The sequence below is a fragment of the bacterium genome, from assembly GCA_041648665.1.
GTDB lineage: Bacteria > UBA10199 > UBA10199 > 2-02-FULL-44-16 > JAAZCA01 > JAFGMW01.
The window spans coordinates 23,956-36,878 of record JBAZOP010000026.1 but is presented as its reverse complement, the minus strand read 5'-3'; the positions used below and the strand labels follow the sequence as shown (position 1 = coordinate 36,878).

Here is a 12,923-nt window from a genome sequence, read left to right as displayed (position 1 = left end):
CTGCGCGCTTGTGGGCGCGGTAACGCTCAAGCTCCTCGGGTGACATTGCCGCTTCCCGCTTGGTGGTTTCAACTTGATAGGCGGCGTCGAATCTTGAGGCGCAGAGGGTTGTGCATGACCACTTGCAGCCGGCGCAGCCGGTACCTTGGGCGCGTCGCCCATTGTGGCGGTAGCACAGGAGCCGCCCCTCTGGCGTGCGCTCGATTTCTACCACGGCCACGTTAAGCGGTGGCAGAGGGTCGGGTCCGATGCGCTCAAAGCGATTGGCTGGTATTTCGAGATGCCCAACCTTGCGAACCTGACCGGGCACGGTTGGTGCGGTGATGACTTGCGGCGTGTAGTCGGTCAAGCGATCCTCCCCGTGGTCACGGTTGCTGTGCGTCTCTCTGTGCAAGCTGGTAGGACGCGGCCCCACAGATCACGGTGAACTCCTCAAGATCACCGGCCTTCTTGATTGCCCACTTGGACGCGTAGCGCATCATGTCTTCCCGTGAGACTGAACGCCAGCACTGCTCACAAACCACGAAGTACCCCCACCCGTCGTCGCCGTACCAGATCGTATGCTCATCGACGAACTTCCACGGAAGCCCGCAGTGTTCGCAGTGCGAGAAGCTAGGAGCGATGACTTGCGCAACCGGAGCGCTTGCCCTCCGCGCCCACAGCGGAGCGTCTGAGGTAACAAGGGTGGCGAAGCACACGATGGCGTAGAACACGAGCGCTGACAAGAGCGTGATGTTCACGGTCAGGCTTCCGATTCTGATTCTCATAGCTCCCCCTTCCTGTTTCACGGTTGCCCCGGCATCCACCATCTCGGCGGCGGCGGAATTCTCGGGTCGATTGCGATCCACGCGGTTGTGTCGCGTTTGCACGATGCCACCATGTCGATGCTGACGGATTGAGCGTAGAGGCGGAAGACTCCGGCGTGCGTCGGCTCCCACTCGAAAGAGCCCATGCGGGCGCCGAGGGTATCCATCGCAACCCAACCGGCCTGACGCCACGCGCTGTCCGCCTTGGACTGGTAGAACGCTTGGACGTACCCGGCCATCGTGGCGAGTTGGGTGGAGTCGGGCTCACACGTCGCGCCCGTGTAGGCGTAGTCGGTGAGGGTGAAGCGCCACGTCCGGGCCTCGCACGGCGCGGCGAGGAGGAGGAGCGCGAGGGCGAGGGCGGCGCGGGTCATGGCTTGGCTCTTTCCCGGTGAACGATGCAGGCAAGGACACAAAAGGCAAATGCCGCACCGGCTAGTAGGTGTCCAGTGGTGTCATCGGCCCCAGAAAACGTCACCGCGTTTACCATCGCCAGAAGCGCGAAGAAGGCGACTTTCGCGTTCACCACCTCACCTCCTTGATCCGGCAGCGGGCCTCGGCTTCGAGTTCCATCATGTGCGCCCCCGCCGTCTTCGCGGCTGATTCGTGCCCCTCGGATACTGCGAGCATGTAGTCGGTGCGGAGTATGGCGCGGGACTCGATGCAGCGCACGGCTTCTGCGGCGGCGTTGCCGGGTTGTGCGTCCACGCCGGGGACGGCGAGCGGTAGCAGTTGCTTCCGACAGCGCCACCACTCCATGTCGGCAGCGTCGATTCGGTAGAGCGATCCGGCGACCACGGCTTGAGGCGTCGTTGCGGTTACGAGTTCACCTAGCGTTAGCTCAATCACGTCCACCTCCCGCCGCGTCGGCGGCTGCGGGTTGCCAGCCCTCCATTTCGAGTGACTCGCGCTCATCGTGGATGGCGTTGTCTACTAGCAAGTCGATCTCATCTCGCTCGGCCTCGATCGCCGCTTTGCCGATGAGGATTGCTCGCTTGAATTCGTCGCTCTTCAGTGAGCACAATTCCAGCAGCGCCCACTCTTCGAGTGCCTCACGCGCACCATCTTCGGGCCGGTTGCCGGGGAGCATCCCGTCAGTTACTCCGGGCGGAAGGTTGCTACTCATACTTCATCCCCTTTCATTGAGTTGCGTAAGCAGAACAAAAAACACATAGAGAGAACCAACAACCACCGTGATCGCGCACAGAATCAAAATCGGGATAGCGATGTGTCGCATGATTCGATCGGCCCTCGTCATCACGTCTCCCCCCACTCGATGCCGCAGGCGGTGAGGATATGACGCGCCTGCGTTCTTAGGGCTTCGAGTAGCGACCGTAGATCGCTGTCGTGATAGGGCTCTTTCGCCGTGTCCATCGTGAGCGCAACAAGTGCCCCCACGTTCTCCGCGACCTTGATCGGATCGCCGCCGAGGGCGCGGATGCACTCTGCTGTGTTGAGATTGGCGCAGACCTCCTTGCACTTCGCCTCATCGTAGAACTCGGCAACAGGCGGGCCATCGTTGAACTCGTCCAGATCGTAGAGATACCATCGCCCGCTGCCATCACCCGGCGCTTGAATGTGATCGTCAACGCACCACCTTGCCCACGGTCCCGGCGTCGGTTTCATTCCCCCTCCATCTTGGCGCGGATGGCCGCCTCGACGTGTCTGATGGTCGTGTAGTTCTGATGCGCTTCGTCGGCAAGCGGGCCGCTGTTGTGGCTCAAGAAGTATTGGGCGCGACTCTGTTGCTCATCTCGCAGCCGGATGACGGGGGCCATCGCCTCCTCGAACGCGGCGCGGCGACAGGACACGCAGACACACTCTTTGTCCACTTCGTATAGGCCACTATTGGGCAGGGCACCGCTTTCAGTGATGAAGCCCTCACCCTTGCACAGCGGGCACTCCCCCCACGGCTTCGCTTTCATCGGCCGATCTCCTCTAGGGCGGCGTCCAAAATAGCCAGTGCCAGCGCGTCGCGGTCACACCTCGCCCTCGCTTCATTGATTGCCTCCCGCATGATCTTGTTCTCCCACCCGGCGCGGCGGCGGACGGCGCAGGTCGGGTGCCCACATTTGAGATCGACAAAAGTGTCGCCAATCCACCCGTCATGACGGCGCGCATCGTGCAATTCCTCTTCCGTCGGCTTCGGCGGTCTGTCGCTCATCGGTCACGCTCCGATCCGAGAAGCCTGCGCGTGAGCTTGTTCATCCATGACCGCTGCTTCTTCGCCGTACCGCCGCGCCTGCCGCGCTTCGTGGCGGCTCTGCGCTGGCGCACCTGACTCAGCACGCGCTTTCGTTTCACGCTCATCTCACCTCCACCGTGCAGACATGGCGCACGCCAGAGACCCACCCACCATCGGCGCGTTTAACTGCCCGCTTGACGGACTTAGTCAGGATGGCATCGGCGGCATCGTATGCGAGTACGGTGACGCGCTCCACCAACCCCCAGTTTTCGTCTTGTACATCGACCTCGAAAACCTCTGTCATCTTCTTGTCGCTCATCGTACCCCCCTTGTAAGATCGCGGGGTTGCGTGGTGCTCGTACCAAGCATCGGCGCTTTGCCGCCCCCGCAAGAGAAGCCCGCCCGTCATGCGGTTCCAGTGTCCACCCATCGATGGCGCACAGCGGGCGGGCAAGGTCACTTCGATTCCCTCACTTCAATCTGCGTCCATCGCGTCTTCGACTTCCGCGAATACAGCGTCACGCCGTCAACGTACATCGGCCCGTCATCCCACAGCACGCGGGCGCGCACGAGCCCGTCGATCGCCAGCTTCGCGCAGATGTTGTCCGGGTCGATTGCGGGCGAGCCGTAGCGCGTGACGATGATGTTGACCGGCGACGAGAACGGCGGGAGCTTTCCGACCCCGCGCACCTGCTCGGCGACGAGAGCGTGCCAGAGCGTGGCGAGCTTGCGGCGCTGCGCCCAGTGAACCCCGGCGTAGAACTGATTCCACGACGGGAGGGCGCGGGGGATGGTGAGGATCACGACACCCTACCGCTCGGCAGGTCGAGTATCTTCGCGGGCTTGATCTTCGGCTCTTCGGGGCGCGGGACTTCGATCACCTCAAGCAGTCCCGTCACGGTGTCGAAGCGGAGTGCGGTGGCGAATTGCACCGGGCCTTCCTTCGTCATCACGACGGGTTGGCTTGCGAGCTGGTAGCGCCCGACTTGATCGGTCATCGGTTCTCCTTTACGAATCGGCTCAGCGCCTCCGCAAGCGGGGCAAAGGCCGAGCGCTCCCACTTGGCCTGCGCCCTCATCCCGGCATTGAACGCGTCGCACATGGCACAATTTGGTTCCGGCGTGACAGTCACGACCGGAAACCGACCCGACTCGATTGCCACGTCTATCCGGTGGCCCCCTCCTGTTCCGTTACATGACGGGCAGTTCGCCCAAGGCTTGCTCATCGTTCCCCCTCTGCGTCTGGTAGAAAGCGCATGTAGCGCCGGGTTAGTTCGGTTTCGGCTTCCTGTGCCGCTGCGAGGCGGTTGAGCGCGGCGGCTTGGTGCTCGACGGCGGCAGCTTGCGCGTGTAGTCCGGTCACGATCTTGCCGCACGTGTATGCGAGCCACACGCCGAAGAGAAACGCGATCACGTGGCGGAGTCTCACTTGCCACGCTCGCGGAGGTCTTGCGCCATGCAACCCAATGCAACGGCCTTGTGGTGTTCTGCGGTAGCCATAGCCGGATACCCCTCGCCTGACAACGCATCCGATGACGCGCTATGTTCTACCGACGATTCCTCGCACGCCTTCGCGCAGTCCTCGCGGGTGAGGGCGATGGCTTTCTCGATTCCGGCCTGTGTCAACCCGGTTGCCGGTGCCCACTTCATGATCTCGTAGACAATCTCGCGATCCTTCACGGCTTCACCTCCATCGCGGAGAGGATGCGCCGGGCAATCATGCCTGGGCAATCATCAATCGGCTCGTGTTTGTAGGGCACATCGCAGACGCATCCACGCCTGGCCAGCGTTCTGACAAGGAACATGGCTTCGCCCCACTCCCCCGCGACCTTGAGCGGGTTTCCGCCCGCAGCGAAGCAGGCGTTGACGGCGGCAACGATGAGGGTGGCGTTCGCCGCCCGCTCATCACCAACAGGGCGCTGCACCTTTGCGATGATGTACGCGTAACCATCGGGCAGTTGTTGGGCTGTGATGTAGTCGCCGTCTCTATCGTACTTCCACGGTCCGGGCGTCGGCTTCTCGCTCATTGCTCACCCGCCCCGTCTGATCCGATCTCGATCTCGGCGCGCGCAACCAGACAGCGGATCTTGTCCTTGATCTGTTGCGCGGGGAATGACGTACCACCGGGAGCCATCTGAATAACCAACAATTTCCAGTCAGCCAGTGGCATCGTTAGGGTCATGGTCAGCGGCATTTTGTCGGGATTGTCGAAGTGCGCCCTCATCTCTAATCTGCTACTCATTTCACCACCACCACCTTTGTCATCTGCGGCGCGGCGTTCAGGCGAGCAAGATGGGCGCCCTCACCGCGCTGGAGAGGAGTGCCGTCCACCTTCGCACCAAGATGCACGCCGATCTCAGGGTGGCATGGTTCTCCATCGTGCGCGCGACAGACGGGGCACTCGCCCCAGACCGACTTCTCCTCAAACGTCAGTTCGTGTTCTCTCATTTCGCCTCCAGGGTTTCGGCTTCTCTCAACAGGGATTCGCCCGCCTTGCCACCTAGCACGGCGGCTCTGCGGCGAAGGGACGCGGCGCGGTCGGCGGGGGTTGGGGCTTGTTGCGCGGCCGGCACGGACGGCTGGGGTTGGGGCTCATCCTCCCAGCGGCGCTGATTGAGGTAGGTTGCCGGGAGCGGGATGAACTGGCCCCCGTCCTTCGTCCATTGCTCGGACTTGACTTGCCACTTGAGCGCCTGTAGGACATCGAGGATCGGCGGCTTGGCCTTGTCCCACGCCTTGGCTGCGGCACCTTTCCCGGTGCGCTTGGGGTAGGCGTACCAGAATCCGAGGAACGATTCCGAGTACACCCCCGACCGTTCGCGCTTGCGCGAACAAGTATAGTCGGGGTTGGAATTGGAGTTGGGATTGGGGTTGGGGTTGGAGTTGGAGTTGGGATTGGAACGCGGCAACTGCCCGGCATTTGCCCGGCAATCGGTAGGCACATACTCAGGAGGTGCCGGCGTCTTGCGGGCATACTTGAGTTGAATCCGGTTGTGCTTAGGCCAGCCAAGCCAGTAACCCCAAGTCCTGCCGTCACTTTCCCATGCCTGGAGCATCCCAACCGTGACGTACTCTTGCAGCCATTCCCCCACCATCGTCTCCGTGATGTGCGCCCAACGCTCCCGGTCGGGGAACGCCTTGGCGTGGATCACCCGGACGTTGAGCCGGAAGCACCCGTAGGCGTCATGGGCCGCTGATGCGATCCGGGGCCAGTGGGTTTCGGCCTCAATCGAGCATGACCGGAGGGACGGGGAGTCGAGGTAGGAATCGTCCAGAACGAGCTTTGCCATCAGGCAGTCTCCCCAATCATCAAAAGGCCGGACCCCGAGGGCGCGTGCCATGAGCTACCGCTAGGGCAAACTCCGCGCGTCCCGAGATCCGACCTTCTGAAAACTGGGTTAACGTAGCTCATGGCCCATGGATCAAAGCACACTCCCCCGTACTCTGTCAACAAAAAGGTGCGAGGCCGGATTGTCCGGCCGGCCATGGGGTAGCCCGGTTGCCCGCTGTACCCATCCCGCCGCGCGCGGGAACTCGCTCGCACCAACAAAACCACCAATGACCGGATACCCACCCGGCTACGAAGCAGGGCCACACCGAGGGGCCTACACCTTTCGGATGCCGACGGATAGGAGCCTGCTACAGTGTTTGTGTCTATCAAGTCCCCCCGCGCCCTCATGCGGTTTCCCTCTGATAGCGCGGCATTGGTGGTAAAGGGGATCATTTCGGCCACCGCCCGAAGATCGCGCGGAGGTACCAGAGCGCGGCGGGAATCAGGAGCGCGAAGAAGAGGAGGGCGAAGAGGATCACGGCCTGGGGTTCTCCGCGCCAGCTACCCGCTTCCGCCTGATGACCACTTCGATGTCGCCCCGCGGGAGCGTTGCGCCATCAGCGCCCATCTCCTCAAGCAGGATGCGCGCGGCCTTAACCACGTCGGCCTCTAGCGCGTGGCGCTGTGCGTCGAATAGCTCGCCCTCGATGCTCATTTCCCATCCACCCACTCGACACCAATCGAAGCGAGGAGGGGGCGCATCCCGATTGCGACAGAAAGGCACCCGTCCGAAAACTCATCGCCTGTGAGCGATCCGGCGGTTAGCCGATCCGCGATGCGTTGAAGCGTCTTTATCCTTTCCATCACTTCGGGGATGTCGCCGTGATATTCCACCTGGGGCGACTGGGCCGCCGCCCGGGCTCTGGCGTAGTTGTCCATTGCGGCGATAGCGGATTCGCGCCAGTCGTCCAGCGTTGGCGTGGGGATCGGCGCAGACAGCTTGTGGCCAGAGTCGCGCACAAGCCGGATCAGCGCCGCATCGTAGGCGTCATCCCATGCGGTGTCGTTGTCGGGGTCAACCCCGGCAACCTCTACTTCTTCTCTTGCCTTCCATCGCAGTTGTTCGTCGGTCGCGTTCATTGTGTCACCGCCTCAAACGCGCAGTTGTGCGCTACCAAATCCCTGAAGTTCTTGCGCTGCGCGTCTGTCTTGAACTCGACCTTGTGAAACTGCATCGCGCCCTCAACCTCCTCCGCGAATATGGTCTTCAGCACATCGAAATCGATCATGCGCTTCGAATCGAACTTGGTCCCGCCGATTGTCAGTTTCGTTCTCATAGAAAGTTCTCCTGGTTCGGGTTTGTTTCTTGTTCGCGTCGTGACCAAATCGGAGTCGCGTAGCAGTTGACCTGCATCTTGTTGTGGACGTGATGCCACCCCATGATGCAGTCATGAAGGACCGGAAGCCCTTGATCGCACCAAGCGCACACGTCCTTGGCGCACCTGCCCGCCTCATCCTTTCGCGCCACGACTACGGCGAGCGCGCGCACCGGCGCTTGTGCTTGCCGTTCTTCGGCGCGGACGAGTTGAATTAGGTTCGCCAGATTGCCGCGCCACGTCTTGAGTTCGGGATCGTCCAAATGCGCGGCTTCAAGGAGTGTCAAATCAGCGCCGTTCACTTCTCCCCCTCAATCGCGGCGCGGAGTGCCGCACCAAACTTGTTGACTGGTACTTCTGGCCCGTCCCACATGGCCAGCGCCTTTTCCATCCCCCGCCTCTCGCCCTCGGCAAGCGCCTCAACACACGAGCATTGTTCGCTTCCAAGATCGAAATTTATCTCTTCACTGCCATTACAAAGCTTGCACTGCCATTTTCTATCCATCATCACGCCCCCTGATTGAGAACCCACACGACGGCCTTGCGCCCGGACTTGGTGGGGCGGGTGTTGCTGGAGTCGCGGACCTTGCCCATCTCCACCAGCTCGCACCGGCGCGGGCGCTGCGTTGACGGGTTCATGCCGGTGGCCGTCTGCATCTCCTCGTCGGTAGCGCCGTGGTTCGCTTGATCCAATAGGAAGCGCAGCAAACACGCGCGGCCACCCGTCCTCGTATGGTCAATCGACTCGGCCGCTTCCACGCTCGTTACGCTGTGCGACACGCAGGGAGGGCCACCGGAATAGGCCCGGGCGGTCCCGTCGAAAAGGTCGCTTCCGTCAATGGTCCTGCTATGTCGATGCATTTCGTGCACCTCCTTTCGGTTTTGGGACCGCCCGGAATCGGGTTACGAGTCGAGCCCGTCGCGGTGAGCGTCGGCCTTGTCGGGATCGGTGGTGTCAAATCCACAAGGGCAGGTCCATCGCACGGTTGCTCCGGCCTTGTCCTTGTGGCCCTTCACGGGATGATCTTGAGCGGCGACGGGTGAGGTTTCCTTTCCGCCTTCCCCATCAGGCTTCTCGGCACCCGCCGCCGCCTCAAGCTTCTCCTGCAATGCCTTTGCCCCGCTGCTCTGCTCGTGCCCGCGACCGAACGCCTCTTCGATGCTGGTAGTCCCTTCTTCGATGGCGGTGCGAATACCGCGAAGGGTAACGAGGTCATCTTCCGTCATGGCTTCCACGCCGTGCCGCCCAAGCAGCTTGAACACCTGGGCATTGCTCACGCGTTGGTCCGCGAACCACTTGAGGGCGTTAGTCCGCTTCTGCTCCATCGTGCCCTCAGTGCCGATGCTGACCCGGCGCGCTTGAAGATAGATCGGCAGGAACATGGCGCGGGGGACCACCTTGAAGATGGCGTTCCGCATGGCGGTTGACCCCGCAGCGTTGGCTGCCATCACGATCATGTCCTCCTTGTAGCGCTTGCCCTCCTTGTCGGTGATTCGCTTCTTGACGCGGGTGCGGATGGCGACGTTGCGCTCCAGGTCGAAACACGTACCCATCGCCGTAACGTGCTTGTCGTCGATGCTCACGATGTCGGACTCCACCCGCAGATTGCCCCACGCTGACGCCACGATCTCGGAAAGGCGAACGCTGGGCCCCTCGATCTTCTTTCCGTTTTGATCGCGCTTCGGGAGAACGTAGAACATGCTCCCCGCCGTCTCTGCGTCCAGCGTTGCCCACGTCATGGCCTCGCGCTTGAACCGGGTCACGTCGCGCGGGAAGCGGTGCGCCGTTGCCACCTGAATGTCGATGGCGGCGCGGTCCACGGCCTCAAGCGCGGTCGATCCGTCTAGCCGTTCGCCCTCTTCTTCGATCACCTCGAAGTCGGGGGCCTGGTTGTCACTCACTGATAACCTCCTCAATCTCTCGGGTTGCCCACGGTGGCAAACTCAAGTCCTGAATGTCATCGGGATAGCCCGGCCAGATACCGGATGCCTCGCACGCAGCCCACTTCTCCAGGAGCTTCCGGCGCTCCTCTTCCCCCCACCCCACAACCGGATCGAGCAGGCGGAAGACTTGAATTGCGTAGGGCGGGAAGGGCTCAACGGCGATGATGACGAAACCGCCCCCCTCTTCGCCGCTCTTGATGTCTATGCCGCACGCGCGGACCCCGGCCAAGTAGTGCGCCGCCTGGACGTGATACCCATACTGGTACAGGGAGCGCTCGAATTGGTTGCGTGCAGCGGAGCGCGTGGTCTTGAGGTCCACCACGGAGCCGGTCTTGAACCCGAGAACGTCCGACCGGCCCTTGCACAGAAGGCCGGTGTCGGGGTCGGCCCACACGAACGAGGATTCGTGGTCGCCGTCCAAGAGCATCCGGGCGAACTTGTTGCCGGCGCAGGCTTCGCGGATTGCGAGGCACTTGTCGAAGTCGGTAGAGGTCAGGAGCGTTGCCGCCGGGTTCTCGGCAGACTGTGCGGCGCGCGCGGCCTTGACCGCCGCTGTCCGTCCATCGCCGTCGATTGCCCGGATGTACTCGCGCCCGAACCGCCCCGGCTCAAGCACCGCACAGTGGACGGCTTGCCCTAGCAGCATCGCCGGGGTCGCTTCCATCGGATGCGTCAGGGCGTAGAAGGCGTGGGCTGGCGAGGACTTCCGCATCGTCCACAGCCTGGATTGCGACACCGCCTCCCAAGCGTGGTAGTCCGGCGCGGGAATGTCGGGATGGAGGCCGGGGGCGGGCTTCATGACTTCACCTCGCCGTCCTCGATCCAAACGCCAACGCCGGAGGCGTCTTCCACGCGCTCAATCCAGAGTTGGAAGTCGGCCGCCGTTGCCATCTCCTCGATGATCGCCAGATGATCGGAGTCGAGAAGCGATCCGTTCTCAATGCGAATGATCCGCAGTTGAGGGTTGAGGGCCATCGCAACCGACAGGCTCACGCGCAGTTGCTCGGCGCTCGACTGCTGGCCGAACGGAATCCCGTTGTAGATCACGCCGTCGTCCGTGATGGAGAGACCGGGCACCGGGAACGTCGCGGCTTGCAGCGCAGCCTCTTTCGCGGCGCGGTGCTTGGCGAGCGCGGCATCGAATCCGGCGGCGACCTTCTTGATCTTGGCGAGGTCATCCCGCAAGGTCCGGGCCTCGGCGGCCTTCCGCGCGCGGGCGTTGTGCGCGTCGGCGTTGGCGATGGAGGCGCGGATCGTGTCGGTGTCGGCGTCGGCCAGGCCGGACGCGGTGGCTTCCGCAAGAGCGACCCGCTGGGCGATGATCTTGGCGTCGGCCTCGATGTTCGCCACCACTTGGCGCGCGGCCTCAAGGCGCTCGGCGGCATCCTTCGCAGCCCACTGTGCGCCCTCAAGATTCGAGCGCTTCAAGGCGTTGGCGGAATTGATTGATTCTGCCGCTTGCAGTTCGGCCATGAGATCCGATACCGAAACCTCGGACGCGGGCGCGTCGGCATCCACGGGCGCGGCAGTCGCGCGCGCCTCCATCGCCTTCGCTTCGCGGTTGGTGTCGCGCCGGGACGCCTCAAGCTCGGCATCCTTGGCGGCCCACGCGGTCAGGTCAATGTCCAGCTTCGTCAACCCAAGCAGGACGGAGCGTTGCTCGGCTGGCGGCATGGATGCGAATGCGAGCGGGTTGAACGTCAGATCCCCGACAAGGCGGTCAAGGATTGCCTGGGGAGATGGAAACTTAGGGCGCGCGCCGCTCGCGTCGGGCTTGCCTTCCACCTTCAGATAGGTCTTGTCGTTCGCCGTCCATGTCCGCGTGACAAGGTACTCGCCAAGATCCAAGACCACAGAGGCACGGACTTCCCCGTCGCGGATCGGCTTCTCAGGGACTACGCGCTCCCCACCGAGCGCGTACCAGATCGAATCCAGCACGCTCGATTTCCCCGCGCCGTTCTTGCCGGTCAGGATGACCGCGTTACCGTCCGGCGTGATCTCGACTGCGCGCAGACGCTTCACGTTCTCCGCTGTCAGCTTTACGATTCGCATTGATCCCCCCTGTCTAGGTAGTCGTCGTCTCGTTCTCCGTCGTTGTCGCCGCGTGCGGGTTCGCGCATCTCTCCGCCGCACTCGTCGCACTCCTCATTCCATGGCCCCCACGCGCCGCACAGTTCGCACTGAACGGCCTCGGGTTCATCGGAAAACTCATCCGGGCTTGCGGTTTTCCAGTCATCAAACCGCCCCATCACCTACCCCCAATCCAATGTTTGGCCGCGTCGCAGAGCGCGTACCAGAAGAGCGCGCCACCGATGAGGGCGAGCGTGTAGGTCACGACGCACACGCGGTCGGGATGCCGTGTCACCGCACCGACACCAACGCCTGCGGCACCGCCTCGGCAATCCACAGCACGGAGACGACGATGAAGACCACCGCAGCTACCTCGAAACAGAGACGCCACCGGACGAAAATCCCCATTTCGCGGAACGTCCAACGGTGCGCGGCGCTGAAGAAGCGCGCGAGCGCATCGTCGAATTGCGCCGCGCGGTCAACGTCGGTCTTGTCTCTCCATTCGTGAAGCATGGTCAAACCTCCCAATAGCGGTACTCGTCCCATGCGGCGCGCTGGACGAACACGGAGACGCCGTGGATCGTGGAGATGCGCTTGATCTGTCCGAAATCGGGCGGGTCGATGATCTCGGAAGCGAAGCGCTCCTCACGGGTGGGGATGTGTTTCATGGCGGCGCCGATGGCGTGCGATCCGTTCTCATCGCGCTCGATCACGATGCGCGCCTTGGTAATGGTTAGCGTGTTCATGGTTCACTCCTCCGAAGTAGTTGCCGGGGAGCGGAGAGCATTGGCCACGCGCCCTCCCCGGCGTTTGTATCGGCGCGCGCCCGATGAAAAGGTGGACGAACGGGGCAGATCGCTCACGGTAGTCATGCGCGCCCGCGCCCGCCGTCCGGGATTGCCACGGTGTCTTGCGACGGTGTGGCGTCCAACTCTGCAAGCCGCCCGATTGCGAGCGGTGAAGGGCGCGACGTTCCAGCACGCCAGCGGGCGAGGGTTCTAGCCGTGACGCGGCAGAGGGCCGCGAGCGCGGTGTCGGACTCGGTTTCGTGCCGCTTGGCGATTCGTGCGAGGCGTCGTGCCGTTGCGTTCATGTGGGTATCTTCGGCCAAATGTCGGACAAGGTAAAGCGCTATTTTCGTAACAACGCAAATCGCTTCTGTGGATACTTGACTGGCGTGATCGAGTCTTGGAGTCAAGATCCGTGCCCGGACTTGTAACGGAGGGGTAACGGATACCTCCGGGATGCTCCGGGAGGGTCCGGGAGTCTCCG

General features: G+C 62.8%; 32 protein-coding genes. All 32 read right to left on the bottom strand.

Going from position 1 to position 12,923, the window contains the following annotated elements:
• On the bottom strand, positions 1-349 hold a 349-nt coding region (locus tag WC683_10105; GenBank protein ID MFA4972957.1), incomplete at its 3' end, for a hypothetical protein.
• A gap of 16 nt (positions 350-365) precedes the next feature.
• Entirely contained in the window at positions 366-767 is a 402-nt protein-coding gene (locus WC683_10100; GenBank protein MFA4972956.1) for a hypothetical protein, read from the bottom strand.
• 17 nt (positions 768-784) lie between these two features.
• Positions 785-1,180, bottom strand: coding sequence for a hypothetical protein (locus WC683_10095; protein ID MFA4972955.1), 396 nt, complete (start codon positions 1,178-1,180; stop codon positions 785-787).
• Complete coding sequence (locus WC683_10090; protein ID MFA4972954.1) at positions 1,177-1,332, bottom strand: hypothetical protein; 156 nt, start codon at positions 1,330-1,332, stop codon at positions 1,177-1,179. Before WC683_10090 ends, WC683_10095 begins: the two co-directional genes overlap by 4 nt.
• The gene (locus tag WC683_10085; protein ID MFA4972953.1) at positions 1,329-1,655 is read right to left on the bottom strand and encodes a hypothetical protein; all 327 of its coding nucleotides are present in this window, start codon (positions 1,653-1,655) and stop codon (positions 1,329-1,331) included. The genes WC683_10090 and WC683_10085 overlap by 4 nt, the downstream gene beginning before the upstream one ends.
• Complete coding sequence (locus WC683_10080; protein MFA4972952.1) at positions 1,648-1,932, bottom strand: hypothetical protein; 285 nt, start codon at positions 1,930-1,932, stop codon at positions 1,648-1,650. Before WC683_10080 ends, WC683_10085 begins: the two co-directional genes overlap by 8 nt.
• 131 nt (positions 1,933-2,063) lie before the next feature.
• Positions 2,064-2,432 (bottom strand): hypothetical protein, encoded by a 369-nt coding sequence (locus tag WC683_10075; GenBank protein ID MFA4972951.1) that lies wholly within the window; start codon positions 2,430-2,432, stop codon positions 2,064-2,066.
• Positions 2,429-2,731 carry a hypothetical protein gene (locus WC683_10070; GenBank protein ID MFA4972950.1) on the bottom strand — a complete coding sequence of 101 codons (303 nt, stop codon included), beginning with the start codon at positions 2,729-2,731 and terminating at the stop codon, positions 2,429-2,431. Before WC683_10070 ends, WC683_10075 begins: the two co-directional genes overlap by 4 nt.
• On the bottom strand, positions 2,728-2,970 hold the full coding sequence (locus WC683_10065; protein MFA4972949.1) for a hypothetical protein: 243 nt from the start codon (positions 2,968-2,970) through the stop codon (positions 2,728-2,730). The genes WC683_10070 and WC683_10065 overlap by 4 nt, the downstream gene beginning before the upstream one ends.
• Positions 2,967-3,116, bottom strand: a complete 150-nt coding sequence (locus tag WC683_10060) for a hypothetical protein (protein ID MFA4972948.1) — start codon at positions 3,114-3,116, stop codon at positions 2,967-2,969. The genes WC683_10065 and WC683_10060 overlap by 4 nt, the downstream gene beginning before the upstream one ends.
• Positions 3,113-3,310 carry a hypothetical protein gene (locus tag WC683_10055; protein MFA4972947.1) on the bottom strand — a complete coding sequence of 66 codons (198 nt, stop codon included), beginning with the start codon at positions 3,308-3,310 and terminating at the stop codon, positions 3,113-3,115. The genes WC683_10060 and WC683_10055 overlap by 4 nt, the downstream gene beginning before the upstream one ends.
• Before the next feature lie 137 nt (positions 3,311-3,447).
• Complete coding sequence (locus tag WC683_10050; protein MFA4972946.1) at positions 3,448-3,795, bottom strand: hypothetical protein; 348 nt, start codon at positions 3,793-3,795, stop codon at positions 3,448-3,450.
• Positions 3,792-3,989, bottom strand: a complete 198-nt coding sequence (locus tag WC683_10045) for a hypothetical protein (protein MFA4972945.1) — start codon at positions 3,987-3,989, stop codon at positions 3,792-3,794. Before WC683_10045 ends, WC683_10050 begins: the two co-directional genes overlap by 4 nt.
• Positions 3,986-4,216 carry a hypothetical protein gene (locus WC683_10040; GenBank protein ID MFA4972944.1) on the bottom strand — a complete coding sequence of 77 codons (231 nt, stop codon included), beginning with the start codon at positions 4,214-4,216 and terminating at the stop codon, positions 3,986-3,988. Before WC683_10040 ends, WC683_10045 begins: the two co-directional genes overlap by 4 nt.
• A complete protein-coding gene (locus WC683_10035) occupies positions 4,213-4,419 on the bottom strand; it encodes a hypothetical protein (protein ID MFA4972943.1) in 207 nt (68 codons plus the stop codon). Before WC683_10035 ends, WC683_10040 begins: the two co-directional genes overlap by 4 nt.
• On the bottom strand, positions 4,416-4,670 hold the full coding sequence (locus WC683_10030) for a hypothetical protein (GenBank protein ID MFA4972942.1): 255 nt from the start codon (positions 4,668-4,670) through the stop codon (positions 4,416-4,418). Before WC683_10030 ends, WC683_10035 begins: the two co-directional genes overlap by 4 nt.
• Complete coding sequence (locus WC683_10025) at positions 4,667-5,017, bottom strand: hypothetical protein (protein ID MFA4972941.1); 351 nt, start codon at positions 5,015-5,017, stop codon at positions 4,667-4,669. The genes WC683_10030 and WC683_10025 overlap by 4 nt, the downstream gene beginning before the upstream one ends.
• Entirely contained in the window at positions 5,014-5,232 is a 219-nt protein-coding gene (locus tag WC683_10020; protein ID MFA4972940.1) for a hypothetical protein, read from the bottom strand. Before WC683_10020 ends, WC683_10025 begins: the two co-directional genes overlap by 4 nt.
• Positions 5,229-5,438, bottom strand: a complete 210-nt coding sequence (locus WC683_10015) for a hypothetical protein (protein ID MFA4972939.1) — start codon at positions 5,436-5,438, stop codon at positions 5,229-5,231. Before WC683_10015 ends, WC683_10020 begins: the two co-directional genes overlap by 4 nt.
• Entirely contained in the window at positions 5,435-6,280 is an 846-nt protein-coding gene (locus WC683_10010; protein MFA4972938.1) for a hypothetical protein, read from the bottom strand. Before WC683_10010 ends, WC683_10015 begins: the two co-directional genes overlap by 4 nt.
• 516 nt (positions 6,281-6,796) lie before the next feature.
• Positions 6,797-6,976 carry a hypothetical protein gene (locus WC683_10005; GenBank protein ID MFA4972937.1) on the bottom strand — a complete coding sequence of 60 codons (180 nt, stop codon included), beginning with the start codon at positions 6,974-6,976 and terminating at the stop codon, positions 6,797-6,799.
• The gene (locus tag WC683_10000) at positions 6,973-7,401 is read right to left on the bottom strand and encodes a hypothetical protein (protein ID MFA4972936.1); all 429 of its coding nucleotides are present in this window, start codon (positions 7,399-7,401) and stop codon (positions 6,973-6,975) included. The genes WC683_10005 and WC683_10000 overlap by 4 nt, the downstream gene beginning before the upstream one ends.
• Positions 7,398-7,598 carry a hypothetical protein gene (locus WC683_09995; GenBank protein ID MFA4972935.1) on the bottom strand — a complete coding sequence of 67 codons (201 nt, stop codon included), beginning with the start codon at positions 7,596-7,598 and terminating at the stop codon, positions 7,398-7,400. The genes WC683_10000 and WC683_09995 overlap by 4 nt, the downstream gene beginning before the upstream one ends.
• Positions 7,595-7,939, bottom strand: a complete 345-nt coding sequence (locus tag WC683_09990) for a hypothetical protein (GenBank protein ID MFA4972934.1) — start codon at positions 7,937-7,939, stop codon at positions 7,595-7,597. Before WC683_09990 ends, WC683_09995 begins: the two co-directional genes overlap by 4 nt.
• Positions 7,936-8,142 (bottom strand): hypothetical protein, encoded by a 207-nt coding sequence (locus tag WC683_09985; GenBank protein MFA4972933.1) that lies wholly within the window; start codon positions 8,140-8,142, stop codon positions 7,936-7,938. Before WC683_09985 ends, WC683_09990 begins: the two co-directional genes overlap by 4 nt.
• Before the next feature lie 2 nt (positions 8,143-8,144).
• On the bottom strand, positions 8,145-8,498 hold the full coding sequence (locus WC683_09980) for a hypothetical protein (GenBank protein ID MFA4972932.1): 354 nt from the start codon (positions 8,496-8,498) through the stop codon (positions 8,145-8,147).
• Between the two features lie 42 nt (positions 8,499-8,540).
• Positions 8,541-9,539, bottom strand: coding sequence for a hypothetical protein (locus WC683_09975; protein MFA4972931.1), 999 nt, complete (start codon positions 9,537-9,539; stop codon positions 8,541-8,543).
• Entirely contained in the window at positions 9,532-10,380 is an 849-nt protein-coding gene (locus WC683_09970; protein MFA4972930.1) for a PD-(D/E)XK nuclease-like domain-containing protein, read from the bottom strand. The genes WC683_09975 and WC683_09970 overlap by 8 nt, the downstream gene beginning before the upstream one ends.
• The gene (locus WC683_09965) at positions 10,377-11,633 is read right to left on the bottom strand and encodes an AAA family ATPase (GenBank protein MFA4972929.1); all 1,257 of its coding nucleotides are present in this window, start codon (positions 11,631-11,633) and stop codon (positions 10,377-10,379) included. Before WC683_09965 ends, WC683_09970 begins: the two co-directional genes overlap by 4 nt.
• A complete protein-coding gene (locus WC683_09960) occupies positions 11,621-11,830 on the bottom strand; it encodes a hypothetical protein (protein MFA4972928.1) in 210 nt (69 codons plus the stop codon). The genes WC683_09965 and WC683_09960 overlap by 13 nt, the downstream gene beginning before the upstream one ends.
• 112 nt (positions 11,831-11,942) lie before the next feature.
• On the bottom strand, positions 11,943-12,164 hold the full coding sequence (locus tag WC683_09955; GenBank protein ID MFA4972927.1) for a hypothetical protein: 222 nt from the start codon (positions 12,162-12,164) through the stop codon (positions 11,943-11,945).
• A gap of 2 nt (positions 12,165-12,166) precedes the next feature.
• A complete protein-coding gene (locus tag WC683_09950; GenBank protein MFA4972926.1) occupies positions 12,167-12,397 on the bottom strand; it encodes a hypothetical protein in 231 nt (76 codons plus the stop codon).
• Between the last annotated feature and the right edge of the window lie 526 nt (positions 12,398-12,923).